This is a genomic window from Streptomyces sp. NPDC023481 (genome assembly GCF_055560195.1).
Genome location: NZ_JBVHJE010000001.1, coordinates 468,445 through 493,386, shown reverse-complemented (window position 1 = coordinate 493,386; position 24,942 = coordinate 468,445). Strand labels below are relative to the sequence as shown.

Below are 24,942 nucleotides of genomic sequence, written 5' to 3'. Positions count from 1 at the left end.
ATAGGTTCCCGGAACATTCGAGGTATTACTCGAAACATTCGTAGCAGAGTCGAGACGGGAGTTCCATGACCACCGCTCCTTGGCGCGACCCCGCCCTGCCCGCCGACGCCCGGGTGGCCGACCTGCTGTCCCGGATGACCCTGGAGGAGAAGGCCGCCCAGCTGTACGGGGTGTGGGTGGGCGCCGCCACGGACGGCGACGGAGTCGCCCCGCTCCAGCGCGAGATGACCGCCGCCCACGACTGGGACGAGCTGATCAGCCACGGCCTCGGCCAGCTGACCCGTTCCTTCGGCACCGCCCCCGTCGACCCGGACGTCGGCGCGCGGGCGCTGGCCCGTGCCCAGCGCCGGATCGCCGCCGCGAACCGCTTCGGCATCCCGGCGGTCGCGCACGAGGAGTGCCTGGCCGGCTTCACCGCCTGGCGGGCCACCGCCTACCCGGTCCCGCTCGCGTGGGGCGCCTCCTTCGACCCGGAGCTGGTCGAGCAGGTGGGCCGGCACATCGGCCGCGACCTGCGCGCGGCCGGGGTGCACCAGGGCCTGGCCCCCGTCCTGGACGTCGTCCGCGACCCGCGCTGGGGACGGGTCGAGGAGACGATCGGCGAGGACCCGTACCTGGTCGGCACCATCGGCACGGCCTATGTGCGCGGCCTGGAGTCGGCCGGTGTGATCGCCACGCTCAAGCACTTCGCCGGGTACGCGTCCTCGGCGGGCGCCCGGAACCTGGCCCCGGTACGGGCGGGGGTGCGGGAGTTCGCGGACGTCACCCTGCCGCCGTTCGAGATGGCACTGCGCGAGGGCGGCGCCCGCTCGGTGATGGCGGCCTACACGGAGACCGACGGCGTGCCGGCCTCCGCCGACCCGGGGCTGCTGACCGGGCTGCTGCGCGAGGAGTGGGGGTTCACCGGCACGGTGGTCGCCGACTACTTCGGCATCGCCTTCCTGCGCAGCCTGCACCGGGTCGCGGCGGACGAGGCGGAGGCGGCCCACCGGGCGCTGGCCGCCGGCATCGACGTGGAGCTGCCGACCGTCGACTGCTACGGCAAGCCCTTGGTGGCGGCCGTACGGGAGGGACGTGTACCCCGGTCCCTGGTGGACCGCGCGGCCCGCCGCGTCCTGCTCCAGAAGTGCGAGCTGGGCCTGCTGGACGAGGACTGGCGGCCGGAGCCGGAGGGCCCGCTCGACCTGGACTCGGCGGCGAACCGGGCCGTCGCCGGGCGGCTGGCGCGGGAGTCGGTGGTGCTGCTGGACAACCCCGACGGGCTGCTGCCGCTGGCCCCGGACACCCGGGTGGCGGTCGTCGGTCCGCGCGCGGCGGACGCCCTCGCCATGCTCGGCTGCTACTCCTTCCCCTCCCATGTCCTCACCCACCACCCCGACGTCCCGGTCGGCATCGAGATCCCCACCGTGCTGGACGCCCTGCGCACCGAACTCCCGGACGCCAAGGTCACGTTCGCCGAGGGCTGCGGCGTCGCGGACCCGGACACCGCCGGCTTCGCGGAGGCGGTGGCCCGGGCGGCGGAGGCGGACGTGTGCGTGGCGGTGCTCGGCGACCGCGCGGGCCTGTTCGGGCGCGGCACCTCGGGCGAGGGCTGCGACGCGACGGACCTGCGACTGCCGGGTGTGCAGGGGGAGTTGCTGGACGCGCTGGTGGCGACGGGCGTCCCGGTGGTCCTGGTGCTGCTCACCGGCCGCCCCTACGCCCTGGGCCGCTGGCACGGCCGGCTCGGCGCGGTGGTGCAGGCCTTCTTCCCCGGCGAGGAGGGCGGCCCGGCGGTCGCCGGGGTGCTGTCGGGCCGGGTGAACCCCTCCGGCCGGCTCCCGGTGAGCGTCCCGCGGCTGCCCGGCGGCCAGCCGTGGACCTACCTCCAGCCGCCGCTGGGCCTGGCCGGCGAGGTCAGCAGCCTGGATCCGACCCCGCTGTACCCGTTCGGGCACGGCCGCTCGTACACCGCGTTCGCCTGGGAGGACTTCGCGGGCTCCGCGGCCGACATCGGCACGGACGGGTCGTACGACCTCTCCGTCACCGTCCGCAACACCGGTGACCGGGCGGGTACCGAGGTCGTCCAGCTCTATCTGCACGACCCGGTGGCCTCGGTGACCCGCCCGGACGTGCGGCTGGTCGGCTACCGGCGCCTGGACCTGGCCCCGGGCGCCGCGCGCCGCCTCACCTTCCGCTTCCACGCCGACCTGTCGTCCTTCACGGACCGCACGGGGGCGCGGGTGGTGGAACCCGGCGAGCTGGAACTGCGCGTCGGCCCGTCGAGCGCGGAGGTACGGCACCGGGCGCGGTTGCGGCTGACGGGGCCGACGCGGGTGGTCGGGCCGGAACGGCGGCTGCGCTGCGAGGTGGTGGAGGACGCCGGCCAGGAGAACGCCGGGGAGGCCGGGGAGTAGGACACCGGGACGGAACGCGGACACCCCGCCGCCGGGATCCCGGGGCGGGGTGTCGAGTGGAGCGCCGGGCAGGCCTTGCACCTGCATCTCCCCGCAGGAAGCGGGACGTCTTTCCTTGGACCACCAACGCACTGCGTCCGGGTCGGTTCCCGATTCCCGGGTTCCGGCCGTTCGCTGTGTGATGATCATAGCCCAGATGAGGGGTGCTCGCGCAACCTCAGCGGTCCGCCCTCAGCGGTCCTGATGACCCGCCACCGCCTCGAACCGCCACCGGTGCACGGCCCGGGTCACCAAGTCGGGCCCGGGCTCGGGAAGTTCGGGCAACGAGGCGTCGTACGGGGCGTCCCACCAGGTGATGACCAGCACCCGGTCCTGCGGCGCGCGGAAGGTCTCACGGCGCAACGGCTCGCCGGCGAGCGGCTGTTCGCGTACCCAGGCGAGCAGGTCCGCCCCGCGCCCCTCGGTGGCCCGGGCCTCCCACATCAACGCGACCGTCACGAGTACAGGTTCTCCTTGCTGACCTCGTGCACATGGTCGTGACCGTGACCGTGGCCCGGCACGTGCGGGTCGGTGACCGGCAGGGAGGAGTCGGCCGACAGGTCCCAGCCGGAGGCGGCCCGGTTCCGGGCGACCATCTCGGCGCCGAGCGCCGCCACCATCGCGCCGTTGTCCGTGCACAGCTTGGGACGCGGCACGCGCAGCCGGATGCCGGCCGCCTCGCAGCGTTCCTGGGCGAGCGCGCGCAGCCGGGAGTTGGCCGCCACACCGCCGCCGATCATCAGGTGGTCCACGCCCTCGTCCTTGCAGGCGCGGACGGCCTTGCGGGTGAGCACGTCGACCACGGCCTCCTGGAAGGAGGCGGCCACATCGCGCACGGGGACCTCCTCGCCGGCCGCCCGCTTGGCCTCGATCCAGCGGGCCACGGCGGTCTTCAGGCCGGAGAAGGAGAAGTCGTACGCCGGGTCGCGCGGGCCGGTCAGGCCGCGCGGGAAGGCGATCGCCCGCGGGTCGCCCTCGCGCGCGTAACGGTCGATGACCGGGCCTCCGGGGAAGCCCAGGTTCAGCACGCGGGCGATCTTGTCGAAGGCCTCGCCGGCCGCGTCGTCGATGGTCGAGCCCATCGGGCGGACGTCGGAGGTGATGTCCGAAGACAGCAGCAGCGAGGAGTGGCCGCCGGAGACCAGCAGGGCCATGGTCGGCTCGGGCAGCGGGCCGTGCTCCAGCTGGTCCACGCAGATGTGGGAGGCGAGGTGGTTGACGCCGTACAGGGGCTTGCCGAGGGCGTAGGCGTACGCCTTGGCCGCCGAGACGCCGACGAGCAGGGCGCCGGCGAGGCCCGGACCGGCGGTGACCGCGATGCCGTCCAGGTCCCTGGCGCTGACCCCCGCCTCCTTCAGCGCGCGGTCGATCGTCGGGACCATCGCCTCCAGGTGCGCCCGGGAGGCCACCTCCGGGACGACACCGCCGAAGCGGGCGTGCTCGTCGACGCTGGAGGCGACGGCGTCCGCCAGCAGGGTGGTGCCGCGGACGATGCCGACGCCGGTCTCGTCGCAGGAGGTCTCGATGCCGAGGACGAGCGGCTCGTCGCGTGAGTCAGTCATTGATATCGGTTCCTTGTACTGGGGCGGGGCCCGCGGCGGAGCCGCCGCCGGGTTCCCTGGTCAGCCGCATCACCAGGGCGTCGACGTTGCCCGGCTGGTAGTAGCCGCGCCGGAAGCCGATGGGGACGAAGCCGAAGCGCTCGTAGAGCTTCTGGGCGGGGAGGTTGTCGACCCGGCATTCGAGCAGCACCTCGTGGCACTCGAACGCGGTCGCCGCCCGCAGCAGCTCGGTCAGCAGCCGGGCGCCGAGGCCGGTGCCCTGGTGGTCGCGGGCTACGGCAATGGTCTGGACGTCGGCCGGCTCACCGGCGGCGGCCAGGCCCGCGTACCCGACGATCCGGCCGTCGGCGGACTCGGCGACGAGGTAGGAGCGGGTGGCGCCGGTGCCCCGGGCGTGGGCCAGCTCGGACCAGAACATGCCCCGGGACCAGGCGTCCTCGGGGAACAGGTCCCGTTCCAGCTCCAGGACCGGGTCGATGTCCCACCAGCGCATCTCGCGCAGTCGGGGGGGTGCCGGCTGTGTCACTTGGGGGTGACCACCTTGTAGTTCTTGGGGACCTGGGCGTCCGGCCGGCGCAGGTACAGCGGCCGGGGCGCGGGGAGTTCCTCGCCGGCGGCCAGCCTGCGCGCGGCGAGCGAGGCGAGGGCGGCGGCGGACACGTGCTCGGGCTCGTGGGCGCTCGGGAACGTGTCCGGGTAGAGCAGCGCGCCGGCGCCGACCGCGGGCAGACCCGCGACCTGCTCCGCGATGTCGGCGGGGCGGTCGACGGACGGACCGGTCAGCCGGGTCCGGGAGTCGGCGTACGTGGCCCAGTAGACCTCCTTGCGGCGGGCGTCGGTCGCCACCACGAAGGGGCCCGCCTCGATGTCGGCGGCGTGGGCGAGGCCGTCCAGCGTGCACAGGCCGTACACCGGGACGCCGAGCGCGAGGCCGAAGGTGTCGGCGGTCATCAGGCCGACGCGCAGGCCGGTGTAGGGGCCGGGGCCGGTGCCGACGACGATGCCGGTGACGGCGTCGAGTGTCAGGCCGGCCCGGGCCAGGACGCGGTCGACGGCCGGCAGCAGCAGCTCGCCGTGCCGGCGCGCGTCCACCTGGCTCGACGAGGCGATGACGTCGGTGCCGTCGTGCAGCGCGACGGTGACAGCGGGTGTGGCGGTATCCAGAGCGAGCAAGAGCACGCGAACAGCCTACGGCGCCCGCGGCTCGCGCACCGCCGTCCCGTACGCACGGTCACCGGCTGCTACGGTCGGTACGAAGTACGACATATGACACGAGTCAGACGAGCGGAGGTGGGTGCGGGTGGCAGGGACCAGCTCGGCGATCGTGGCCGGCCTCACCGCGGCGGCCCTGGCAACCGTCGGCGTCCTCGCCTACCGGGCCCAGGCGACCGCCCCGGCGCACGGCGGCGCGGGGGCGGCGGCGCGGGCGGCGGCCGCGGCCAAGGCACCCCGGGACCGGCAGCACCCGACCGCCCTGCCGAGCGGCTCCGGAACGGGTGAACGGGTCGTGTACTCGGTGGACGACGACCGGGTCTGGCTGGTGTCGCCCGGGAACCGGGTGCAGCGCACCTTCCCGGTGCGCCCGGGCAGCGTCGACCCGCCGGCCGGCACGTACTGGGTCACCTCCCGCTCCCACGCGGCCACCGGCACCGACGGCGTACCCGTCGAGCACGTGGTGCGCTTCACCAGCGTGGACGGCGTGGCCATCGGCTTCAGCGCGGCGGTGGACGACGGCCCGGCCACCCCCCTCGACACCAGCGTGAAAACGGGCGGCATCCGGGAGACCCGGGCGGACGGCGACGCGATGTGGAGGTTCGCGACGATCGGAGTACGCGTGACGGTGATCCGCTAGCCGCCTGCCCGGTGCCGCCGGCCGCCCCCCGGGGCCGGCTCTCAGGCGCTCAGCGCGGTCAGGGTGGTCCCGGACCAGCGGTCGCCCAGGCCCGTGACCGTGACGTGGCGTACCTCGTCCGTGGTGTCGCCGGTGGCGCGGTGGATGACGACCTGGAGGCGGTCCTCGGTCAGCTCCTCGACCTTGCCCTCGCCCCACTCCACGACGATCACCGAGTCGGGCAGCGAGACGTCGAGGTCCAGGTCCTCCATCTCGTCCAGGCCGCCGGAGAGCCGGTAGGCGTCGACGTGCACCAGGGGCGGACCGCCGCCGAGGGACGGGTGGACCCGGGCGATCACGAAGGTCGGCGAGGTGACCGCCCCGCGCACCCCGAGGCCCTCGCCGAGCCCGCGGGTCAGCGTGGTCTTGCCCGCGCCCAGCTCCCCGGTGAGCATCACCAGGTCGCCCGCGCGCAGCAGTCCGGCCAGCCGGCGGCCCAGCTCCCGCATCTGCTCCGGGGAGGTGACGGTCAGCTGGGTCTCAGCGGGGTCCTGCGGTGCTGCTGGTGCTTCCATAGCCACTTACGGTAGCCCCTGCCGGCACCGCGCCCGCGCGGGTGAGCAGGTCGGCGAGGCGGTCGGTGACCACCTCCGGGTGCTCCAGCATCACCAGGTGCCCGGCGTCCGGCACGAGGACCAGCTCGGCGTCGGGCAGCAGGTCGGCGATGGCCTCGCTGTGCTCACTGGGCGTGACCAGGTCCCGCACGCCGGCCAGCACGAGCACCGGCATGTCCCGGAAGCAGGCGAGCGCCTCGGTCTTGTCGTGGTCGGTGAAGGCCGGGTAGAACTCGGCGACCACGTCGATCGGCGTCGACTCGATCATCCGCTCGGCGAACCGCTCGACCGCCGGGTCGACGTCCCGCCCCGCGAACGAGTACCGCTTGATGATCCCGGCGAACAGGTCGGCCGTGGCCCGGCGCCCCTTCTCCACCAGCTCCGCCTGCTGTCCGAGGGCCTTGAGCACCCCGGGGAGGATGCGGCGCACCGCGTTGACACCGGCCACCGGCAGCCCGAAGTTGACCTCGCCCAGCCGCCCGGACGACGTGCCCACCAGGGCGGTGGCGACGACCCGGTCCCGGATCAGCTCCGGGAACTCCGAGGCGAGGGCCATCACGGTCATGCCGCCCATCGAGTGGCCGACCAGCACCATCGGCCCGTCCGGCACGGCGGCGTCGAGGACGGCCTTCAGGTCCCGGCCGAGCTGGTCGATGGTGAGGGGCTCCCGGTCCCGGGTCTGGGCCACGCCCCGCCCGGACCGGCCGTGGCTGCGCTGGTCCCAGTGCACGGTGCGGACGACCCCGCGCAGGGCCGCCCGCTGGAAGTGCCAGGAGTCCTGGCTGAGGCAGTAGCCGTGGCAGAAGACGACGGTGACCGGGGCGGGCGCCTTGCGGCCGAAGAGCCTGCGCCGGCGCGGGGAGACGTTCGGGCCGAGGTCGGGCTCGACCTCGTCGACCTCGTAGTACAGCTCGGTGCCGTCGTCGGAGTACGCCTTGCCGGGGGTGCCGCGCAGCGTGCCGTAGGGGCCCGCCGAGTCCAGCGCCAGCCGTGCCTTCCTGCGCGTCCCGCGGCCCACCGTCATCCGCTCGATGGCCACACCGGCCGCCGCGCCCGCGGCGAGCACGCCTATCGCGGCGCCGGCGATGCCGGTCGTCCTGCGCCAGCTCCCCGCCGCCCCCGCGGCGGACGCGGCGGCCGCCGCGGCGACGACGTCCGCCACGGCCTCCGCGCTGCTCTCGCTCACGTACCGCTCCTCTTCGCCGTACTCTCGTTCGACTCGATGGGTGTCGCTGAGGATCGGGTTACCCGGCTTCCCCACCCCTTCACGTACGCGCGCGGACCTGCTCGCGTGCGCACGGATCCGTTCGCCCAGCCCGGTTACCGGGACCCGCTCACACGGACCCGCTCACGGACCCGTTCACATAGACGCGCGGAACGCGCGTTCCGATGCGCGTCACGATCTCGTACGCGATCGTGCCGCAGGCCCGCGCCCAGTCCTCGGCGGTGGGCTCGCCCCGGTCACCCGGTCCGAACAGCACCGCCTCGCTGCCCACCGGGGGCTCGTCGCCGCCCAGGTCCACCACGAACTGGTCCATGGCGACCCGCCCGGCGATCGTCCGCAGTTTGCCGTCGACCAGTACCGGGCCGGTACCGGAGGCGTGCCGCGGCACCCCGTCCGCGTAGCCGACCGGCACCAGGCCGAGGGTGGTCTCGCCGGGGGTGACGTAGTGGTGGCCGTAGCTGACGCCGTGGCCGGCCGGGGTGCGCTTGACGAGGGCCAGCGAGGCGCTGAGCGTCATCACCGGGCGCAGCCCGTAGTCGGCCGGGGCGCCGACCTCGGGGCTGGGCGAGACGCCGTACACGGCGATGCCCGTGCGGACCAGGTCGAAGCGGGCCTCGGGCAGGGTGAGGGTGGCCGGCGAGTTGGCGATGTGCCGCACCTCGGGCCGTACGCCCCGCTCCTCGGCGTACGCCGTCATCTCCCGGAACCGGGTGAGCTGGGCGGCGATCGACGGGTGGCCCGGCTCGTCGGCGCACGCGAAGTGCGACCACAGACCGGTGATCCGGACCAGGCCCTCGGCCTCCGCGCGCAGCGCGGCACCGACCAGCTCGGACCAGTCCTCCCCCGGCTGGCAGCCGTTGCGTCCGAGTCCGGTGTCGGCCTTGAGCTGCACGCGCGCGGGGCGCCCCGCCGCCCGAGCGGCCTCGACGACCTCCCGCAGGGCCCACATGCCGCTCAGCGACACGTCGAGGTCGGCCTCGATCGCCTGCCGCCAGGGGCCGCCCGGCACCCACAGCCAGCACAGGATGCGGCCGGGCAGCCCGGCCGCGCGCAGCGCGAGGGCCTCCTCGGCCGTGGCCGTGCCGAGCCAGGTGGCGCCCGCGGCGAGGGCCTCACGGGCGCACGGCAGCGCGCCGTGGCCGTACGCGTCGGACTTGACGACGGCCATCACGGCGGCGCCCTCGGCCCGGGCGCGCAGGGCCCGCACGTTGGCGCGCAGGGCGCCCAGGTCGATCTCGGCGCGGGCGCGCAGGGCGGCGGTCGGCACAGCTGCTGTCTCACTCATGGCGCCCCCAGTGTCTCAGAGGCCGCCGACAGCCCCCGGGCACCGCCCCACCGAGCCCACGCACGGCGGCCCCGCGGGCCGACGCACCGGAGCCGAACGCCCGGGCCGGGACCGTACGTCGGCCCATGACCGAACGCCCGGGCCAGAGCCGAACGCCCCGGCCAGGACCGAACGCCGAACGCCCGGGTCAGGGTGGTACGTCGGGTCACGGCCGTACGTCCAGGCCAGGGCCGAACGCCGAACGCCGAACGCTGGGGCGAGGGCCGTACGTCGGGTCACGGCCGAAGGTCCGGGCCAGGGCCGAACGTCGGGTCGCGGCCACACACCCGGGGCCGGGACCGAACGTCCAGACCAGGGGCCGTACGCCCGGGTCAGAAGCTCACGTTGCGCCACGCGTCCGGGATGTGTGACGCGACGTCATGGGCGCCGGCGGGGGCGCCGGCCGCGGCGAGGCGGCCCGCGAGGCCGTGCAGGTACGCGCCGACGCTCCCGGCGTCCAGCGCGCCCAGCCCCGCCGCCAGCAGGGACCCGGCGAGCCCGGACAGCACGTCCCCGCTCCCGGCGGTGGCCAGCCACGGCGTCCCCGTGGCGTTGACCCGCACCGCCCCGCCGTCCGGCCCGGCGACCAGCGTGGTCGACCCCTTCAGCAGCACGGTCGCCCGGTACGCCGCCGCCAGTTCCCGCACCGCCGCCAGCCGGGCCCCCTCGACCTCCTCGCGCCGCACCCCGAGCAGCGCGGCGGCCTCCCCGGCGTGCGGGGTCATCAGCGTGGGCGCCGTACGCCGCCGCACCGCGTCCCGCTCGGCCAGCCGCAGCCCGTCCGCGTCCAGCAGCACCGGCACGTCCGCCGCCAGCACCTCGGCCACGCTGCCGGCGTCGTCCCCGGCGCCGGGCCCGGCCACCCAGGCCTGCACCCGGCCGGCCTTGGCGGGCCCGGCGTCGGAGACGAGGATCTCCGGGAAGCGCGCGAGGACGGCGTCCCCGGCCGGACCGACGTACCGTACGGCCCCGGCGCCGCCCCGCAGCGCCCCCGACACCGCCAGCACGGCCGCCCCCGGATACCGGGCCGACCCCGCGGCGATCCCGACGACCCCCCGCCGGTACTTGTCGCTCTCGGCCGCCGGTGCCGGCAACAGCCGTGCCACGTCGGCGTGTTGCAGTGCCTGAAGCGCGGCGTCGGCGGCCGCCGGCGCCAGCCCGATGTCCACGAGCCGCACCACCCCGGCGTACTCGCGCGCGGGATCCACCAGCAGTCCGGGCTTGTACGCGCCGAAGGTGACGGTCAGGTCGGCCCGGAGCGCGGCCCCCCGCACCCGCCCGGTGTCCGCGTCGACGCCGCTGGGCAGGTCCACGGCCACCACCGCGGCCCCGGAGCGCGCCACCAGCCCGGCGAGCCGCTCGGCGTCCGGCCGCAGCCCGCCCGTGCCGCCGATCCCGACGATGCCGTCCACGACCAGGTCGGCCCGCGTGATCAGGTCCTCCGCCGAGTCGGCGGCGGCGACCGTGCCGCCCGCCCGGCGCAGGGCCGCGAGCCCCCCGCCATGGGCCCGTCCGGGTGTCAGCAGGACGGCCGTCACGCCGGCGCCGCGCCGGGCCAGCCGGGCCCCGGCGTACAGGGCGTCCCCGCCGTTGTCCCCGCTGCCGACGAGCAGCACCACCCGGCTGCCGTACACCCGCCCGAGCAGTTCGGCGCAGGCGGCGGCCAGCCCGGCGGCGGCCCGCTGCATCAGCGCGCCCTCCGGCAGCCGTGCCATCAGCGCCCGCTCGGCCGCCCTTACCGTCTCCACGCTGTACGCAGTACGCATGGCACCGAGTGTGCCCCGCGACCCCCACCGCCCACACCCGGGTCCGGCCCGGTCAGCCCTCGGCGATCACCACGGCCGAGGCGACGCCCGCGTCATGACTGAGCGACACGTGCCAGGCCCGTACGCCCAGCTGCGCCGCCCGCGCGGCCACCGTGCCCTGCACCCTCAGCCGCGGCTGCCCGCTGTCCTCCACGTACACCTCGGCGTCGGTCCACTGCAGCCCGGGCGGCGCGCCCAGCGCCTTCGCCAGCGCCTCCTTGGCCGCGAACCGGGCCGCGAGCGAGGCGATCCCGCGCCGGTCCCCGCTGGGCAGCAGCAGTTCGCGCCGCACGAACAACCGGTCGGCCAGCCCCGGCGTGCGCTCCAGGGACGCCCGGAACCGGTCGATCTCGGCGACGTCGATGCCCACCCCGATGATGCTCATGGCGAGCACCCTACGACCCCGGCGGAACGGGATCCGGCGACACCACGTCGGCGGACCGGGTTCTAGGCTTCCGGCATGATCTCCTCGCAGGCCTATCTGGCAGACCTCTTCTCCCTGGACGGCCGCACCGCCGTGGTGACCGGCGGGAGTTCCGGCATCGGGCGGGCCATCGCGGGGGCGCTGGCGCGGGCCGGGGCGAGCGTGGTGGTCGTGGCCCGCGGGCGGGAGCAACTGGTCGAGACGGTGGACGAGTTGACGGCCGACGGCTGCCGCGCGGGCTGGGTCGCCGGGGACCTGGGGTCGCGGGACGGCGTGCGCGCGGCGGCCGAGGAGGCCGCGGCCGTCTTCGGCGAGCCCGACATCCTCGTCAACTCGGCCGGGATCAACCTGCGTCCGCCGCTGGGCGAGTTGGGCGAGGACGTGTGGGACCGCACGATGGCGGTGAACCTGGAGGCGCCCTTCCTGCTGGGGCAGCGGTTCGGGCCGGGCATGGCCGAGCGGGGCTTCGGGCGGATCGTCCACATCTCCTCCCAGCAGGCCCACCGCGCCTTCGTGGACAGCGGCGCCTACGGCGTCTCCAAGGGCGCGCTGGAGTCCCTGGCCCGATCCCAGGCCGAGGCCTGGTCACCGTACGGGGTCACCTGCAACACCCTGGTGCCGGGCTTCGTGACGACCGCGCTGAACCGGCGGCTGTCGTCCGATCCGGAGCGGGTGGCGGCGCTGGCCGCGCGCACACTGACCGGCCGCAACGGGCTCGCCGAGGACTTCGCGGGCGCGGCGGTCTTCCTGGCGAGCCGCGCCTCCGCCTACGTCACGGGCCAGTCGCTCCACGTGGACGGCGGCTTCTCCGTGCACTGAGCCCCACCCCGAGACCACCCGCGTGCCGGCCAAGGGGCGGACGGCACGCGGCCGTTCACCCTCCCGCACGGTCCCCCGCCCGCGCCCCCGCTCATGGAGCCGCTCACTCCGCTCACCCGGCTCACTCCACCGTGACCGACTTCGCCAGGTTCCTCGGCTGGTCCACCTCGTTGCCACGGGCCGTCGCCAGCTCGCAGGCGAAGACCTGGAGCGGGACCGTGGCCACCAGGGGCTGGAGCAGCGTCGGGGTGGCCGGGATCCGGATCAGGTGGTCGGCGTACGGGACCACCGTCTCGTCGCCCTCCTCCGCGATCACGATGGTGCGCGCGCCGCGCGCCCGGATCTCCTGGATGTTGGAGACGATCTTGTCGTGGATGACCGACCGGCCACGCGGGGACGGTACGACGACCACCACCGGCACGTCCTCCTCGATCAGCGCGATCGGACCGTGCTTCAGCTCGCCCGCGGCGAAGCCCTCGGCGTGCATGTACGCCAGCTCCTTCAGCTTCAGCGCCCCCTCCAGGGCCACCGGATAGCCCACGTGCCGGCCGAGGAACAGCACGGTGTCCTTCGCGGCCAGGGTCCGCGCCAGCGCCCGTACCGGCTCCATGGTCTCCAGGACCCGCTCGACCTCCTCCGAGATCCGGGACAGGTCCCTGATCACGGCCTGGATCTCGTCGCCCCACTTCGTGCCGCGCACCTGGCCCAGGTACAGGGCGACCAGGTAGCAGGCGACCAGCTGGGTGAGGAACGCCTTGGTCGAGGCGACCGCGACCTCCGGGCCGGCGTGCGTGTACAGCACCGCGTCGGACTCGCGGGGGATCGTCGAGCCGTTGGTGTTGCAGATCGCCAGCACCTTGGAGCCCTGCTCGCGGGCGTGCCTGAGCGCCATCAGGGTGTCCATGGTCTCGCCGGACTGGGAGATGGCGATCACCAGCGACCGCCCGTCCAGGATCGGGTCCCGGTAGCGGAACTCGCTGGCCAGCTCCACCTCGCAGGGGATCCGCGTCCAGTGCTCGATGGCGTACTTGGCGATCAGGCCGGCATGGAAGGCCGTACCGCAGGCGACGATGACGACCTTGTCGACCTCGCGCAGCTCGGAGGGGCTGATCCGCACCTCGTCCAGGGTGAGCGAGCCGGACGGGTCGATGCGGCCGAGCAGGGTGTCGGCGACCGCCTTGGGCTGCTCGGCGATCTCCTTGAGCATGAAGTAGTCGTAGCCGCCCTTCTCGGCGGCGGAGGCGTCCCAGTCCACGTGGTAGGAGCGGACCTCGGCCGGGCGGCCGTCGAAGCCCGTCACGGTGACCCCGTCCCGGCGCAGCTCCACCACCTGGTCCTGGCCCAGCTCGACCGCGGAACGCGTGTGCTCGATGAACGCGGCGACGTCGGAGGCCAGGAACGCCTCGCCCTCCCCGACGCCCACCACCAGCGGCGAGTTGCGGCGGGCGCCGACCACCACGTCCGGCTCGTCGGCGTGCACCGCGACCAGCGTGAACGCGCCCTCCAGCCGCCGGCACACCAGCCGCATCGCCTCGGCGAGGTCCGCGCAGGAGGAGAACTCCTCGGCGAGCAGGTGGGCGACGACCTCGGTGTCCGTCTCGGAGGTCAGCTCGTGGCCGCGCTCGGCCAGTTCCGCGCGCAGGAGCGCGAAGTTCTCGATGATGCCGTTGTGGACCACCGCGACCCGGCCCGCGTTGTCCAGGTGCGGGTGCGCGTTGCCGTCCGTGGGACCGCCGTGGGTGGCCCAGCGGGTGTGGCCGATGCCGGTCGTGCCGGTCGGCAGCGGCCGGTCGACCAGCTCCTTCTCCAGGTTGACCAGCTTCCCGGCCTTCTTGGCGGCGGCCAGCCCGCCGTCCGCGAGCACGGCGACACCCGCCGAGTCGTACCCCCGGTACTCCAGCCGCTTCAGCCCGGCCGTCACGACGTCGAGCGCCGACTGTGACCCTACGTAACCCACGATTCCGCACATGAGCGGCAGCCTACGGTCCCGCGACGGCCGGAAAAGGCCTCCGGCTGCCCGGATTCGGAAATTCCCACCACCGTACGAAGGCCCCGGCGGAGCCGGTCCGCGCGCGTGACGGACCCCACCCACCGTCCCGTTCAAACTCCGTTAACAATGGACTGTGATCTCACCGGTCTCCTCGATGCCCCGGAGCGCCCACCGGCACAGGCCGGAGGCGACTCCCTACGTCGACCTCACCCGCGCCGAGTGGAGCGCGCTGCGCGACAAGACGCCGCTGCCGCTCACCGCCGAGGAGGTGGAGAAGCTCCGCGGTCTCGGCGACGTCATCGACCTCGACGAGGTGCGGGACATCTACCTCCCGCTCTCCCGGCTCCTCAACCTCTACGTCGGCGCCACGGACGGCCTCAGGGGCGCGCTCAACACCTTCCTGGGCGAACAGGGCTCCCAGTCGGGCACCCCGTTCGTCATAGGGGTCGCCGGCTCCGTGGCCGTGGGCAAGTCCACGGTGGCCCGGCTGCTCCAGGCCCTGCTCTCCCGCTGGCCCGAGCACCCGCGCGTGGAACTGGTCACGACCGACGGCTTCCTGCTGCCCACCCGGGAGCTGGAGGCCCGCGGCCTGATGTCGCGCAAGGGGTTCCCCGAGTCCTACGACCGCCGGGCCCTCACCCGGTTCGTCGCCGACATCAAGGCCGGCAAGGGCGAGGTGTCCGCGCCGGTCTACTCCCACCTCATCTACGACATCGTGCCGGACGAGAAGCTCACCGTCCGCCGCCCGGACATCCTGATCGTGGAGGGCCTGAACGTCCTCCAGCCCGCCCTGCCCGGCAAGGACGGCCGCACCCGGGTCGGTCTCGCCGACTACTTCGACTTCAGCGTGTACGTCGACGCGAGCGCCGAGGACATCGAGCGCTGGTACCTCAACCGCTTCGGCAAGCTGCGCCGGACCGCGTTCCAGAACCCGAACTCGTACTTCCGCAAGTACACCCAGGTCTCCGAGGAGGAGGCCCTCGACTACGCCCGGACGCTGTGGCGGACCATCAACAAGCCCAACCTGGTCGAGAACATCGCCCCGACCCGCGGCCGGGCCACCCTCATCGTGCGCAAGGGCCCGGACCACAAGGTGCAGCGCCTGCGGCTGCGCAAGCTGTAGCCGACCCTGTTGGATGGGCGCATGCTGCATCTGCGCCTGATCACCCCGGCGGAGCGGACCGACGAGGTGGTCCGGCTGATCGAGCGGACGGTCGGTACCACCCACCTCGTCGTCCTGCCGGGCGCCGCCCGCGACCCGGCCGGCGACCTCGTCCTGTGCGACGTGGCCCGCGAGGCGGCCGACGGACTCATCGCCGGGCTGCGGCGGCTCGGGCTGGACGACACCGGTTCGATCGCCGTCGAGACCGTCGACCTGTCGCTGTCCCGGCGCGCCGACCGGGCCGAGGCCCAGGCGCCGGGCGAGGGCGCGGACGCGGTGCTGTGGGAGGGGCTGACCGAGGCGACCCACGAGGAGTCGACGCTGTCGTTCACCTACGTGGCCTTCATCACCCTGGCCACCATGATCGCGGCCTGTGGTGTGGTGCTGGACAACGCGATCCTGATCGTGGGCGCGATGGCGGTGGGTCCGGAGTTCGGGCCGCTCGCCGGCATCTGCACGGCCGTGGTCCGGCGCCATCCGCGCCTGGCGTGGCGCTCCCTGATCGCGCTGCTGGTGGGCTTCGCGGTGGCCATGGCCCTGACCTCCGCGTTCAGCCTGCTGATGGACGCGGTGGGCCTGTTCAGCGAAGCCCGGTTGAGGGCGGACAGGCCGAACACCGGGTTCATCTACGCCCCGGACTGGTTCTCGTTCGTCGTCGCCGTGCTCGCCGGGATCGCCGGCACGCTGTCCCTGACCTCGTCCAAGTCGGGTGCGCTGGTGGGCGTGGCCATCTCGGTGACGACGGTGCCGGCCGCGGCCAACGCGGCGGTGGCGCTGGCCTACGGCGACACGTCCCAGACGAGCGGCTCGACGGTCCAGCTGCTGCTGAACCTGCTGGGCATCGTCCTGGCCGGGACGCTCACCCTGCTGACCCAGAAGTACTTCTGGTCCAGGCAGGGGAAACGTCTCGGCTGAGGCGCCGGGGCACTACCCCAGTGCGGACTTGACCGCGTCGGCCAGCCGCCCGGCGACCGCGCGGGCCTGCTCGATGTCGGCGGCCTCGACCATGACCCGTACCAGCGGCTCCGTACCGGAGGGCCGCAGCAGCACCCGGCCGGTGGCCCCCAGCTCCTTCTCGGCCTCGGCCACGGCGGCGGCGAGGTCCGCGGACGTTCCCACCCGCGACCTGTCCACGTCGGGCACGTTGACGAGGACCTGCGGCAGCCGCTCCATGACGGAGGCCAGCTCCCGCAGCGTACGGCCGCTCTCGGCGACCCGCGCCGCCAGCAGCAGCCCGGTCAGCGTGCCGTCCCCGGTGGTCGCGTGGTCGAGGATGATGACGTGCCCGGACTGCTCGCCGCCGAGGGCGTAGCCGTGCTCCTTCATCTCCTCCAGGACGTACCGGTCGCCGACGGCGGTCTGCACGAGCCGGATGCCCTCGCGCTCCATGGCCAGCTTGAAGCCCAGATTGGACATCACGGTCGCGACGACGGTGTCGGAGCGCAGTGCGGAACGCTCCCGCATCGCCAGCGCGAGCACGGAGAGGATCTGGTCGCCGTCGACCTCCTCGCCGGTGTGGTCCACGGCCAGGCAGCGGTCGGCGTCGCCGTCGTGCGCGATGCCGAGGTGCGCGCCGTGCTCCAGGACCGCCGCCTTGAGCTGGTCCAGGTGGGTCGAGCCGCAGCCGTCGTTGATGTTGAGGCCGTCCGGCTCGGCGCCGATCGTGACGACCTGGGCGCCGGCCCGGGCGAACACCTCCGGCGAGACCCCCGAGGCCGCGCCGTGCGCTTCGTCCAGGACGACCTTCAGCCCGTCGAGCCGGTTGGGCAGGACCGACAGCAGGTGGGCGACGTACTGCTCGAAGCCCTCGCCGTACGACCGTACGCGGCCGACCCCGGCGCCCGTCGGCCGCTCCCAGGGCTCGCCGTGCCGGTGCGCCTCGTACACCGCCTCGATCCGGTCCTCCAGCTCGTCGGCGAGCTTGTGGCCGCCGCGGGCGAAGAACTTGACGCCGTTGTCCGGCATGGCGTTGTGGCTGGCGGAGAGCATCACGCCGAGGTCGGCGCCGAGCGCGCCGGTCAGGTGGGCCACCGCGGGCGTCGGCAGCACGCCGACCCGCAGCACGTCCACGCCCGCGCTCGCCAGCCCGGCGACCACGGCCGCCTCCAGGAACTCCCCGGACGCGCGCGGGTCCCGTCCGACCACCGCCGTCGGCTTGTGGCCCTCGAAGGTGCCCGCCTCGGCCAGCACGTGCGCCGCGGCGACGGAGAGGCCGAGCGCCATCTCGGCCGTCAGATCCGCGTTGGCGACACCGCGCACGCCGTCCGTGCCGAAGAGTCGTCCCACTTGTCCTCCCGGGGAAACAGGTCGAGGAAGCATGCGATCACACAAGCCGTAGAGCGTCTTGTGTCGTTATACGCCCTTGGCTCGGATAAGCGAACGCCCCGGGGGCACACATGGCGTGCCGCCGGGGCGTTCGGAGTACGAGCAGGCAGCTCTTGCTTAGCGCTTGCTGTACTGCGGAGCCTTGCGGGCCTTCTTGAGACCGGCCTTCTTGCGCTCGACCGCACGGTCGTCGCGCTTGAGGAAGCCGGCCTTCTTCAGCGGGCCGCGGTTGTTGTCGACGTCGGCCTCGTTCAGCGCACGGGCGACACCGAGACGGAGCGCACCGGCCTGACCGGAGACACCGCCACCGGCGATGCGGGCGACGACGTCGTAACGGCCCTCGAGCTCGAGCACCTTGAAGGGCTCGTTCACTTCCTGCTGGTGCACCTTGTTCGGGAAGTAGTCCTCGAGGGTGCGGCCGTTGATCTTCCACTTGCCGGTGCCCGGGACGATCCGGACGCGGGCGATGGCGTTCTTGCGGCGACCCAGGCCGGCGGCCGGCTGGGGCTCGCCGAAGCGGGAGGCCAGGGACTCCGAGGTGTACTCACCCTCGACGGGGACCTCGGACTCGGTGGTGTAGCTGTCGATGTCAAGCTCTTCGAGCGGCTGCTCGGCAGTGGTCTCGGCCACGATTCTCCTCAGATTCTCTTCGGTCTTAGGGGGTGGCCGGACTTACTGCGCGACCTGGGTGATCTCGAACGGCACCGGCTGCTGGGCAGCGTGCGGGTGCTGGTCACCCTTGTAGACCTTCAGCTTCGAGAGCATCTGACGGCCCAGGGAGTTCTTGGGGAGCATGCCCTTGACGGCCTTCTCGATGGCCTTCTCGGGGTTCTTGTCGAGCAGCTCGTCGTAGCGGACGGAGCGCAGACCACCCGGGTAGCCGGAGTGGCGGTACGCCATCTTCTGGGTCCGCTTGTTGCCGGACAGGTGCACCTTGTCGGCGTTGATGATGATGACGAAGTCACCAGCGTCGACGTGCGGCGCGTAGATCGGCTTGTGCTTGCCCCGCAGGAGGGTCGCAGCAGTGGTGGCGAGACGGCCCAGGACAACGTCCTGAGCGTCGATGACGTGCCACTGGCGCGTCACATCGCCGGGCTTGGGGCTGTACGTACGCACGGTTCGTAGCCTTCGCTTCGAGTGAATGGTCCTAAACAAGGTCACCGAAACGATCACGACAGCCCTGACCCACTGCGGCGACGCAAACCGCGTGCGTGGGGTCGCTGGTCATCGGCCCGGTGGACCGGTGTAAGGGCCCGTCCCGTGAGAATGAGCAAGCCAATACACAACGAAGAAGTAGGTTACCGGTCGGCCCCCGGACGGGTCAAAACGAGGCAGGCCGGTCGACGGACCCCGCACCCCCGGCCCCCCGTCTAAGATGCGCCCCATGAACTACGGGCAGGGGGGACCCCAGTCTCAGTGGGATCCCTGGAAACCGCAATCCCAGCAGCCGTGGACCAGCTCGGCCGACGACGGGACACCGGACTGGGCCGCGCTCGCCGAGGCCTCGGAGACGCGGAACAAGCGCCGCAGGCTGCTGTTCATAGCCGGCGGCGGGCTCGCCACGGTCGCGATAGGCACCGCGGTCGCCATGGCCGTGGTCAACGCGAACGGCGGTGATCCGCAGGCCGGCCCCTCCAACCTGCCCGCCAGCGCCTCCATACCGGGCTCCGCCGGCGCGACGCCGTCCTTCGCGCCCACCAGCGCCCCGCCACCGCTGGACCCGGGCGAATTCATATCCAGCGCCGCCAAGGACACCGCCCCGCTCGGCCCGGACACCCTGTTCCCGGGCAAGCAGCTCACCATGAGCGGCACGGTGTACAAGAAGGGCCCGACGGCCGACACCACGAGCTGCGCCACCGCCGCCGGCGGCACCCTGCCCAAGATCCTCACCGCCAACCGCTGCACCCGCCTGATGCGCACCACCTACAGCAACGGCGGCATCGCGGTCACCGTCGGCGTCGCCGTGTTCGACACCGCCGCCCAGGCCGCGAAGGCCAAGGCGCAGACCGACGACCGGAGCCTCGTGCGCTCGCTGTTCGGCAAGGGCGTCAAGCCGTTCTGCGACGGCGCGTTCTGCCGCTCCACCCGCAACGCCTACGGCCGCTACGCCTACTTCACGATCTCCGGCTTCACCAGCGGCAAGAACGTCACCACCAAGGACACCAAGGTCTTCCGTACCGGCAACGACCTGGCCCAGTTCACCGCGAACCAGATCAACCGCCGCGGCCAGGCCCAGGCCTCGGCCGCCGCGAACCGGTGACCGGACCTAGCGCCGCTTCAGCCGCAGCCGCAGGGGGACCACGGCCGACTCCAGCTGGGTGCGCAGCGTCATCTTGGAGACACCCTCCGTGCGCTCGGTGAAGCGGATCGGGATCTCCACGGCCCGGTGCCCGGCCCGTACGGCCTTGTACTTCAGCTCCACCTGGAAGCTGTAGCCCGCGCTGTCCAGGGACGACAGGTCCACGTCCCGCAGGGTCGCCGCCGACCACAGGTTGAAGCCGGCGGTGATGTCCCGGATCTCGGTGCCGAGGACGGCGCGCGCGTACCGGTTGGCGAAGCGGGACAGCAGCACCCGGTGCGCGCCCCACCGCTCGTCCAGCGAGCCGCCCTCGACGTACCGGCTGCCGACGACCAGCCCGGCGCCGGAGTCCAGGGCCGCCTCAAGCATCCGGGGCACGGCCTCCACCGGGTGGCTGCCGTCGGCGTCCATCTGGACGACGTAGCGGGCGCCCTCCTCCAGCGCGGCGGACATGCCGGCCGTGTACGCCCGCCCCAGCCCGTCCTTCTCGGTGCGGTGCAGCACGCTCATCCGGTGCCGGCCGGCCCGGTTGTGCCGCTCGGCCAGCTCCTCGGCGATCCGCCCGGTGCCGTCCGGGCTGGAGTCGTCCACGATCTTCAGATGGAGCCCGTCCAGGGGCAGGGCCAGCACCGCCTCGGCCATGCCGGGCAGGTTCGCCGCCTCGTTGTAGGTCGGCATCACCACGGTGACCTGTGTCACGTCGTTCACAGCTTTCCGCCTCGGGAGGTCCTGGTCAGGATGTCCTGATCCAGATGCGGTAGTGGCCGGTTCCGCTGGAGTTGCGGAACGGCAGGTCGGCGAGGAGCCGGTAGTGCGCGTTGCCCTTGAGGGCGTCCGCGACGACGGTGTCCACCCGGGGATTGGTGAGGCCGTCCAGGACGACCAGGTCGTACGCGCCGTCGCGCAGCGCCGCCCGGTAGCCGGCGTCGCCGGAGAAGTGCCGGCCCCTGCGGTCCGTGTACTCCATGGCGAAGACGCCCTGCCACTGCCGCTGGCTGGTCTTCTCCCGCAGGTAGTAGACGGGCACCTCGGGCGTCGCGGCCAGGTAGTGGCCCTCGCGGTCCACGTGGGAGTCGATGACCTGGATCATCTTCGCGGAGTCCGGCCAGACGCCGAACCGCCAGTCCGCCTGGGAGATGCCGAGGCAGAGCGTCACCGTCCAGAGCATGATGCCGAGCTGCGGGTAGCGGAAGTGGGCGCCGATCAGCCGGGTCACGCCCACGCCGGCCATCGGCGCGGCGAAGAGCAGTCCGAACCCGACGTGCTTGAACAGCGACACCACCGTGCCCAGGTGCACCTGGTACGCGGGCGCCAGCAGCGCGGTGCCGCACAGCACCAGCCCGAGCAGCGCCCGCCAGCGCCAGCCGGGGTTGCCGAGCCGGTGGGCGAGCGGCGACTCGTTCATCCTGCTGCGCCGCACATAGGACAGCGCGCCGCCGACGGCCGTGAGGAACATCAGCCCGCCCCACTCGGCCGACCGCTGGAGCAGGAAGGCGGCGCTGTCGGAGCCGTGGTCGCGGGCGGTGGTGGTCTGCCGCACACCGGCCAACAGGTCGGTGCTGTACATGCCGACCGCCAGCAGGGCGCCGATGCCGAGCGCGAGCAGCAGCATCCGCAGGAAGGCCCTGCCGCCCTTGTGCGGCCAGCCGGTGAGCAGCGCGAGCACGACGATGGTCGGCAGGTACAGCCCCGACGCGTACTTCACGCCGACGGCGAGCACGGCGACGGGTGCGGCGAGCAGCACGGCGGCCACCGGCGCCCGGTCGGTGCGGACGACGATCCAGGTGGTCAGGGCCAGCAGGAAGACGGCGGCGGCATCGTAGGTGGCGAAGTAGCCCATGACGACGGTCGACTGCACCACGGCGAAGAGCGCCGCGCCGGCCAGCGCGGCCCGCTCGTTGAACAGCCGTCGGGTGAAGGAGTACAGCAGCGCGGTGGTGCCGAGCATGAAGGCCAGGCTGAGGGTGCGCGCTCCGGCGAGCCCGAAGCGGCCGTCGACGGCGGCGGCGAGCACCGGGTACAGCTGCGGCGAGCCGGAGAAGTAGGCCGCGTAGTTCACCGGCAGCGGGGTGCCGTGCAGCAGGTGCTGCAGCTCGGCGTGGCCGGCCGACAGGTACAGGGCCTCGTCCTGGAACGCCGTGTTGGACAGGCGCAGCGAGAGCACCGCCTGCACGGCCAGCACGAACAGCAGCACGGCCCGGCTGACCCAGGCCCGTCGCCGGCTCGCGGCCATGTCCCAGCCGACCTCGGGGGTCTGCGGCACGTGGTACCCGGGTTCGGCCGGCTCGGCCGTCTCCGGCACGGTCCGCAGCGCGAACGTCTCCTGGTCGTCGACCCGCTGGTAGGGGAAGGTCCGGGGGTCGTAGTCGTACCCGTCGGGGACGGCGTGGTCCTGGGCGGCTTCGGGGCTGTCGTACGCCTGCGGGACGTCGTAGCCCCGCGGCTGGCTCGGGATGTAGCCGTCGGAGTTGAACCAGCCGCCCTGCGGCTCGTCGTCGGCGTACGGGTCGTACGGCTCGGGGATGTAGTGGCGTGAGGTCATGACGGCTTCCGTACGTCGAAGCCGAACCGGTCGTCGGCGGCCAGGCGCTTGAACTCGTTCAGCGCCAACGGGCTGGCCTCCAGCCGCCAGTCGGCGCGCTTCTTGTAGTCGAACCAGATGAAGCCGAGCATGTCGTCGTCGGCCGCGACGCCCGCGAACAGGTTCTTGACGTCGGCGCGGCGCCGCTCACCGGGCATGGCGGCGGTCTCCAGCAGCAGGAACGGCTTCTTGGTGAAGGTGCGGATCCGGTCCCGGGTGGTCCCGAAGACGCTGTCGAAGGAGTTGTCGGAGCCGAGGGTGAAGTAGCCGATCAGACCGACCCAGTCGACGTAGGCGTCGCCCGGGTAGTACGGCTTGAGCTTCACGTCGGGCACCGGGTTGACGATGTTGGGCGACCAGGCCCAGATGACGTTGGTGGCGCCGGTCTTCACGAAGGTCTGGTGGATGTGCCGCCAGGCGGCCACGTACTGGGCCGGGGTCACGTGCTTCGTGCCCCACTTCTCCCAGCCCCCGTTGAACTCGTCCGCGAAGTCGATCACCACGGGCAGGTTCAGCCGGCGGACGGCGGTCGCGTACTCCTTGAGGTACGTGTCGGACCTGCCCGCCGCGATGTCGGCGAGCGGGGTGTCGAAGGGCTCCCAGGACATCAGCGTCAGCGCGCCCCCGGCCCAGGCCCTGCGCACCCCGGAGGCGTCGAAGCCGTCGCCCCAGCCGGCGTAGTACTCCACGAGGTTGGGCCGCTTGCCGGTGGCCCTCGTGTACGCGTCGACGTTCTTCATGGAGGTCGGGGCGCCCGGCACGGCCACGCCGTAGTACTTCTTCGCGGGCTTGAGCAGGGGCGTGACGTCGTAGGGGATGTCCTGGGGGGCGCTCGCCGAGGAGTGCGGGGCCGCCTTGCCGGCGCCGGATCCGGGCGCGCCGCCGTCGTCGCCGAGGAGCGAGCAGCCGGTGAGCGCGAGGAGGCCGGCGAGCGTGCCGGCCAGGGTCGCACGAACCCTGAAGAAAGGTTTCGTCAGTCGCATCAGGCGGCTTCCGCCCCCGCGCGCGGCTGCACCAGCACGCGGCCGACGACCAGCGCGTAGAACAGTCCGGAGGACAGGACCAGGGCGAAGTCGGGGGCGTTCATGGTGAAGGTCCGGTACACCGCCGCGGTGACCCAGACCAGCGCCGTGCCGCCGCTCCACGCCCACATGCCGATCCAGAAGCGCCGCGTCTTGTTCTTCTTGGCGCCGGAGGAACCGGTCGGCTGCCAGCCCATGCGGTTCTTGCGCAGGATGTCCCAGATGGCGAAGACGTGCGCCCAGCCGTACATCATGCGGGCCGCCCAGGCCTCCAGGCGGTACGGCGCCCGGTGCCACATCGGAAAGACGATCGTGGTGTAGAGGATGCTGGGCAGCACCAGGAGCAGGTGCTCGACCTTGAGCTTCTCCGGCATCATCAGCAGCAGCACGATCGGGATGACCGGGGCCGCGAAGGTGAACAGCGCGGTGTGGATGTAGTAGAAGAACCCGGACATGTAGCACAGCCGGCTGGAGAGCCGGATCCTCGCCTGCCAGAACTTGCGGCTGCCCAGCAGACTCATCGAGCCCGAGCACCAGCGGTACTGCTGGTTGAAGAAAGCGCCGGCGGTGTCCGGGCACACGCCCGTGGACACGGCGACCGGCACATAGCGCAGGTCCCAGCCGAGTCCGCGCAGGTCGAAGCCGGTGTGCACGTCCTCGGAGTGCTCGATCAGGGTCGTACCGCCGTTGGTCTCCAGGGCCGCACGCCGGTAGATCGCGCAGGAGCCGACGCAGATGGCGCCGTCACTGCCCTGCCGGGACACCTGCACGGAGCGGTAGAACAGCTCCTGCACCGCGCCCGCACCGCGCTCGATCCAGTTCTGCGAGTCCAGCACCCGGAAGTACTGCGGGGACTGGACGATGCCGATCCGCGGATCGTCCGCCATGTACGGCAGCAGTTCCTCCAGCAGGTCGGCGCGCGGGGTGAAGTCGGCGTCGAGGATGAGGATGAACTCGCCGTCGGACCGGCCGAAACCGAAGTGCAGGTTGCCGGCCTTCTTGAACCAGCCCCGGTTGTCCCGGGTGCCGTAGCGGAAGCCGAAGTCCCGGGCCATCGCCGCCAGCTCCGGGCTCGCGCCGTCGTCCAGCACGAACGGCACGCAGCGGCCCGGGTACCGGTCGGCCATCGCCCGCACGTGCCGCCAGGTGTTGTGCAGCACCTCGATGGGCTCGCCGCACACCGGCAGGAACACGTCGACGGTCGGGTAGACCTCGGGCCGCCAGTTCTGCACCAGCCGCCGGTGGTGGGCGATGTCGAAGTCCCGGGTGAAGCCGTTCACCCGCAGCGAGATCAGGTAGTAGACGACCGTGAAGACCAGCAGCGGGGTGTAGATCCACAGCACCGGCGTGGACTGCGCCAGCTTGAACTGGCTCGTCACCAGGCAGCAGAAGCTGACCAGCGAGCTGATGGTCAGGATCCACAGGTTCCGGTGCGCGTAGGAGTACTTCTCCCGGTCCGTCGGCGGCAGCGGCAGCAGGCCCAGCGCGGGGTGCCCGCCGCGCCCCGTCCGGCGCCGCCCACCA

The 24,942-nt window shown here is 72.9% G+C and carries 23 protein-coding genes; 6 read left to right on the top strand and 17 right to left on the bottom strand.

The window, feature by feature from the left end; translation table 11 throughout:
- Nucleotides 1-65 precede the first annotated feature (65 nt).
- Nucleotides 66-2,396: a beta-xylosidase/alpha-l-arabinosidase gene (locus ACZ3ZD_RS02415; protein ID WP_467392597.1), complete on the top strand. Its 2,331-nt coding sequence runs from the start codon at nt 66-68 to the stop codon at nt 2,394-2,396.
- Nucleotides 2,397-2,627: 231 nt separating this feature from the next.
- Here ACZ3ZD_RS02415 and ACZ3ZD_RS02410 read toward each other — a convergent pair whose 3' ends face one another.
- From ACZ3ZD_RS02410 to tsaB, 4 genes are read right to left on the bottom strand one after another with little or no spacing between them, the layout of a single operon-like run.
- Nucleotides 2,628-2,894 carry a hypothetical protein gene (locus ACZ3ZD_RS02410; protein ID WP_467392595.1) on the bottom strand — a complete coding sequence of 89 codons (267 nt, stop codon included), beginning with the start codon at nt 2,892-2,894 and terminating at the stop codon, nt 2,628-2,630.
- Complete coding sequence (gene tsaD / locus ACZ3ZD_RS02405) at nt 2,891-3,997, bottom strand: tRNA (adenosine(37)-N6)-threonylcarbamoyltransferase complex transferase subunit TsaD (RefSeq protein ID WP_467392593.1); 1,107 nt, start codon at nt 3,995-3,997, stop codon at nt 2,891-2,893. The genes ACZ3ZD_RS02410 and tsaD overlap by 4 nt, the downstream gene beginning before the upstream one ends.
- Entirely contained in the window at nt 3,990-4,490 is a 501-nt protein-coding gene (gene rimI, locus ACZ3ZD_RS02400) for a ribosomal protein S18-alanine N-acetyltransferase (protein ID WP_467393275.1), read from the bottom strand. Before rimI ends, tsaD begins: the two co-directional genes overlap by 8 nt.
- Nucleotides 4,491-4,519: 29 nt before the next feature.
- Nucleotides 4,520-5,176: a tRNA (adenosine(37)-N6)-threonylcarbamoyltransferase complex dimerization subunit type 1 TsaB gene (gene tsaB, locus ACZ3ZD_RS02395; RefSeq protein ID WP_467392591.1), complete on the bottom strand. Its 657-nt coding sequence runs from the start codon at nt 5,174-5,176 to the stop codon at nt 4,520-4,522.
- Between the two features lie 121 nt (nt 5,177-5,297).
- Here tsaB and ACZ3ZD_RS02390 point away from each other — a divergent pair, with 121 nt between their 5' ends.
- On the top strand, nt 5,298-5,849 hold the full coding sequence (locus tag ACZ3ZD_RS02390; RefSeq protein WP_467392589.1) for a hypothetical protein: 552 nt from the start codon (nt 5,298-5,300) through the stop codon (nt 5,847-5,849).
- A 41-nt stretch (nt 5,850-5,890) separates the two neighbouring features.
- Here ACZ3ZD_RS02390 and tsaE read toward each other — a convergent pair whose 3' ends face one another.
- From tsaE to ACZ3ZD_RS02365, 5 genes are all read right to left on the bottom strand, one after another.
- Nucleotides 5,891-6,403 (bottom strand): tRNA (adenosine(37)-N6)-threonylcarbamoyltransferase complex ATPase subunit type 1 TsaE, encoded by a 513-nt coding sequence (tsaE, locus tag ACZ3ZD_RS02385; protein WP_467392587.1) that lies wholly within the window; start codon nt 6,401-6,403, stop codon nt 5,891-5,893.
- Nucleotides 6,369-7,628, bottom strand: a complete 1,260-nt coding sequence (locus ACZ3ZD_RS02380; protein ID WP_467392585.1) for an alpha/beta fold hydrolase — start codon at nt 7,626-7,628, stop codon at nt 6,369-6,371. Before ACZ3ZD_RS02380 ends, tsaE begins: the two co-directional genes overlap by 35 nt.
- Before the next feature lie 148 nt (nt 7,629-7,776).
- A complete protein-coding gene (gene alr / locus ACZ3ZD_RS02375) occupies nt 7,777-8,952 on the bottom strand; it encodes an alanine racemase (protein WP_467392583.1) in 1,176 nt (391 codons plus the stop codon).
- Nucleotides 8,953-9,323: 371 nt separating this feature from the next.
- Nucleotides 9,324-10,757: an NAD(P)H-hydrate dehydratase gene (locus ACZ3ZD_RS02370; protein WP_467392581.1), complete on the bottom strand. Its 1,434-nt coding sequence runs from the start codon at nt 10,755-10,757 to the stop codon at nt 9,324-9,326.
- Nucleotides 10,758-10,809: 52 nt separating this feature from the next.
- Entirely contained in the window at nt 10,810-11,181 is a 372-nt protein-coding gene (locus ACZ3ZD_RS02365) for a holo-ACP synthase (protein WP_467392579.1), read from the bottom strand.
- 78 nt (nt 11,182-11,259) lie between these two features.
- On the opposite strand from ACZ3ZD_RS02365, the gene ACZ3ZD_RS02360 reads away from it, so the two are divergent.
- Nucleotides 11,260-12,039: an SDR family NAD(P)-dependent oxidoreductase gene (locus ACZ3ZD_RS02360; protein ID WP_467393273.1), complete on the top strand. Its 780-nt coding sequence runs from the start codon at nt 11,260-11,262 to the stop codon at nt 12,037-12,039.
- A gap of 121 nt (nt 12,040-12,160) precedes the next feature.
- Here ACZ3ZD_RS02360 and glmS read toward each other — a convergent pair whose 3' ends face one another.
- Nucleotides 12,161-14,008: a glutamine--fructose-6-phosphate transaminase (isomerizing) gene (gene glmS / locus ACZ3ZD_RS02355; RefSeq protein ID WP_467392577.1), complete on the bottom strand. Its 1,848-nt coding sequence runs from the start codon at nt 14,006-14,008 to the stop codon at nt 12,161-12,163.
- Nucleotides 14,009-14,183: 175 nt separating this feature from the next.
- On the opposite strand from glmS, the gene coaA reads away from it, so the two are divergent.
- Both coaA and ACZ3ZD_RS02345 read left to right on the top strand, forming a co-directional pair.
- On the top strand, nt 14,184-15,152 hold the full coding sequence (gene coaA / locus ACZ3ZD_RS02350; RefSeq protein ID WP_467393271.1) for a type I pantothenate kinase: 969 nt from the start codon (nt 14,184-14,186) through the stop codon (nt 15,150-15,152).
- Between the two features lie 21 nt (nt 15,153-15,173).
- Nucleotides 15,174-16,106 carry a DUF389 domain-containing protein gene (locus ACZ3ZD_RS02345; protein ID WP_467392575.1) on the top strand — a complete coding sequence of 311 codons (933 nt, stop codon included), beginning with the start codon at nt 15,174-15,176 and terminating at the stop codon, nt 16,104-16,106.
- A gap of 12 nt (nt 16,107-16,118) precedes the next feature.
- Here the strand turns inward: ACZ3ZD_RS02345 and glmM are convergent, their stop codons facing one another.
- The 3 genes from glmM to rplM all read right to left on the bottom strand — a co-directional run bounded on the left by glmM (nt 16,119) and on the right by rplM (nt 18,632).
- Nucleotides 16,119-17,477: a phosphoglucosamine mutase gene (glmM, locus tag ACZ3ZD_RS02340; protein ID WP_467392573.1), complete on the bottom strand. Its 1,359-nt coding sequence runs from the start codon at nt 17,475-17,477 to the stop codon at nt 16,119-16,121.
- 156 nt (nt 17,478-17,633) lie between these two features.
- Nucleotides 17,634-18,146 carry a 30S ribosomal protein S9 gene (gene rpsI, locus ACZ3ZD_RS02335; protein ID WP_019754544.1) on the bottom strand — a complete coding sequence of 171 codons (513 nt, stop codon included), beginning with the start codon at nt 18,144-18,146 and terminating at the stop codon, nt 17,634-17,636.
- 42 nt (nt 18,147-18,188) lie between these two features.
- Nucleotides 18,189-18,632: a 50S ribosomal protein L13 gene (gene rplM, locus ACZ3ZD_RS02330; RefSeq protein ID WP_014674395.1), complete on the bottom strand. Its 444-nt coding sequence runs from the start codon at nt 18,630-18,632 to the stop codon at nt 18,189-18,191.
- 268 nt (nt 18,633-18,900) lie between these two features.
- Between rplM and ACZ3ZD_RS02325 the strand changes: the two genes are divergently transcribed.
- The gene (locus tag ACZ3ZD_RS02325; RefSeq protein ID WP_467392570.1) at nt 18,901-19,776 is read left to right on the top strand and encodes a hypothetical protein; all 876 of its coding nucleotides are present in this window, start codon (nt 18,901-18,903) and stop codon (nt 19,774-19,776) included.
- Nucleotides 19,777-19,782: 6 nt separating this feature from the next.
- Here the strand turns inward: ACZ3ZD_RS02325 and ACZ3ZD_RS02320 are convergent, their stop codons facing one another.
- From ACZ3ZD_RS02320 to ACZ3ZD_RS02305, 4 genes are read right to left on the bottom strand one after another with little or no spacing between them, the layout of a single operon-like run.
- Entirely contained in the window at nt 19,783-20,523 is a 741-nt protein-coding gene (locus ACZ3ZD_RS02320; protein WP_467392568.1) for a polyprenol monophosphomannose synthase, read from the bottom strand.
- Between the two features lie 25 nt (nt 20,524-20,548).
- Nucleotides 20,549-22,357 (bottom strand): glycosyltransferase family 39 protein, encoded by a 1,809-nt coding sequence (locus ACZ3ZD_RS02315; RefSeq protein ID WP_467392566.1) that lies wholly within the window; start codon nt 22,355-22,357, stop codon nt 20,549-20,551.
- Nucleotides 22,354-23,379 (bottom strand): glycoside hydrolase family 26 protein, encoded by a 1,026-nt coding sequence (locus ACZ3ZD_RS02310; protein ID WP_467392564.1) that lies wholly within the window; start codon nt 23,377-23,379, stop codon nt 22,354-22,356. The genes ACZ3ZD_RS02315 and ACZ3ZD_RS02310 overlap by 4 nt, the downstream gene beginning before the upstream one ends.
- A complete protein-coding gene (locus tag ACZ3ZD_RS02305; RefSeq protein ID WP_467393269.1) occupies nt 23,379-24,797 on the bottom strand; it encodes a glycosyltransferase family 2 protein in 1,419 nt (472 codons plus the stop codon). Before ACZ3ZD_RS02305 ends, ACZ3ZD_RS02310 begins: the two co-directional genes overlap by 1 nt.
- Between the last annotated feature and the right edge of the window lie 145 nt (nt 24,798-24,942).

Coding starts and splice junctions, on each gene's coding strand:
- ACZ3ZD_RS02415 (WP_467392597.1), top strand. CDS start 66: ATGACCACCGCTCCTTGGCGCGACCCCGCCCTGCCCGCCGACGCCCGG.
- tsaD (WP_467392593.1), bottom strand. CDS start 3,997: ATGACTGACTCACGCGACGAGCCGCTCGTCCTCGGCATCGAGACCTCC.
- rimI (WP_467393275.1), bottom strand. CDS start 4,490: ATGCGCTGGTGGGACATCGACCCGGTCCTGGAGCTGGAACGGGACCTG.
- tsaE (WP_467392587.1), bottom strand. CDS start 6,403: ATGGAAGCACCAGCAGCACCGCAGGACCCCGCTGAGACCCAGCTGACC.
- alr (WP_467392583.1), bottom strand. CDS start 8,952: ATGAGTGAGACAGCAGCTGTGCCGACCGCCGCCCTGCGCGCCCGCGCC.
- ACZ3ZD_RS02370 (WP_467392581.1), bottom strand. CDS start 10,757: ATGCGTACTGCGTACAGCGTGGAGACGGTAAGGGCGGCCGAGCGGGCG.
- ACZ3ZD_RS02365 (WP_467392579.1), bottom strand. CDS start 11,181: ATGAGCATCATCGGGGTGGGCATCGACGTCGCCGAGATCGACCGGTTC.
- glmS (WP_467392577.1), bottom strand. CDS start 14,008: ATGTGCGGAATCGTGGGTTACGTAGGGTCACAGTCGGCGCTCGACGTC.
- coaA (WP_467393271.1), top strand. CDS start 14,184: ATGCCCCGGAGCGCCCACCGGCACAGGCCGGAGGCGACTCCCTACGTC.
- ACZ3ZD_RS02345 (WP_467392575.1), top strand. CDS start 15,174: ATGCTGCATCTGCGCCTGATCACCCCGGCGGAGCGGACCGACGAGGTG.
- ACZ3ZD_RS02325 (WP_467392570.1), top strand. CDS start 18,901: ATGAACTACGGGCAGGGGGGACCCCAGTCTCAGTGGGATCCCTGGAAA.
- ACZ3ZD_RS02315 (WP_467392566.1), bottom strand. CDS start 22,357: ATGACCTCACGCCACTACATCCCCGAGCCGTACGACCCGTACGCCGAC.
- ACZ3ZD_RS02310 (WP_467392564.1), bottom strand. CDS start 23,379: ATGCGACTGACGAAACCTTTCTTCAGGGTTCGTGCGACCCTGGCCGGC.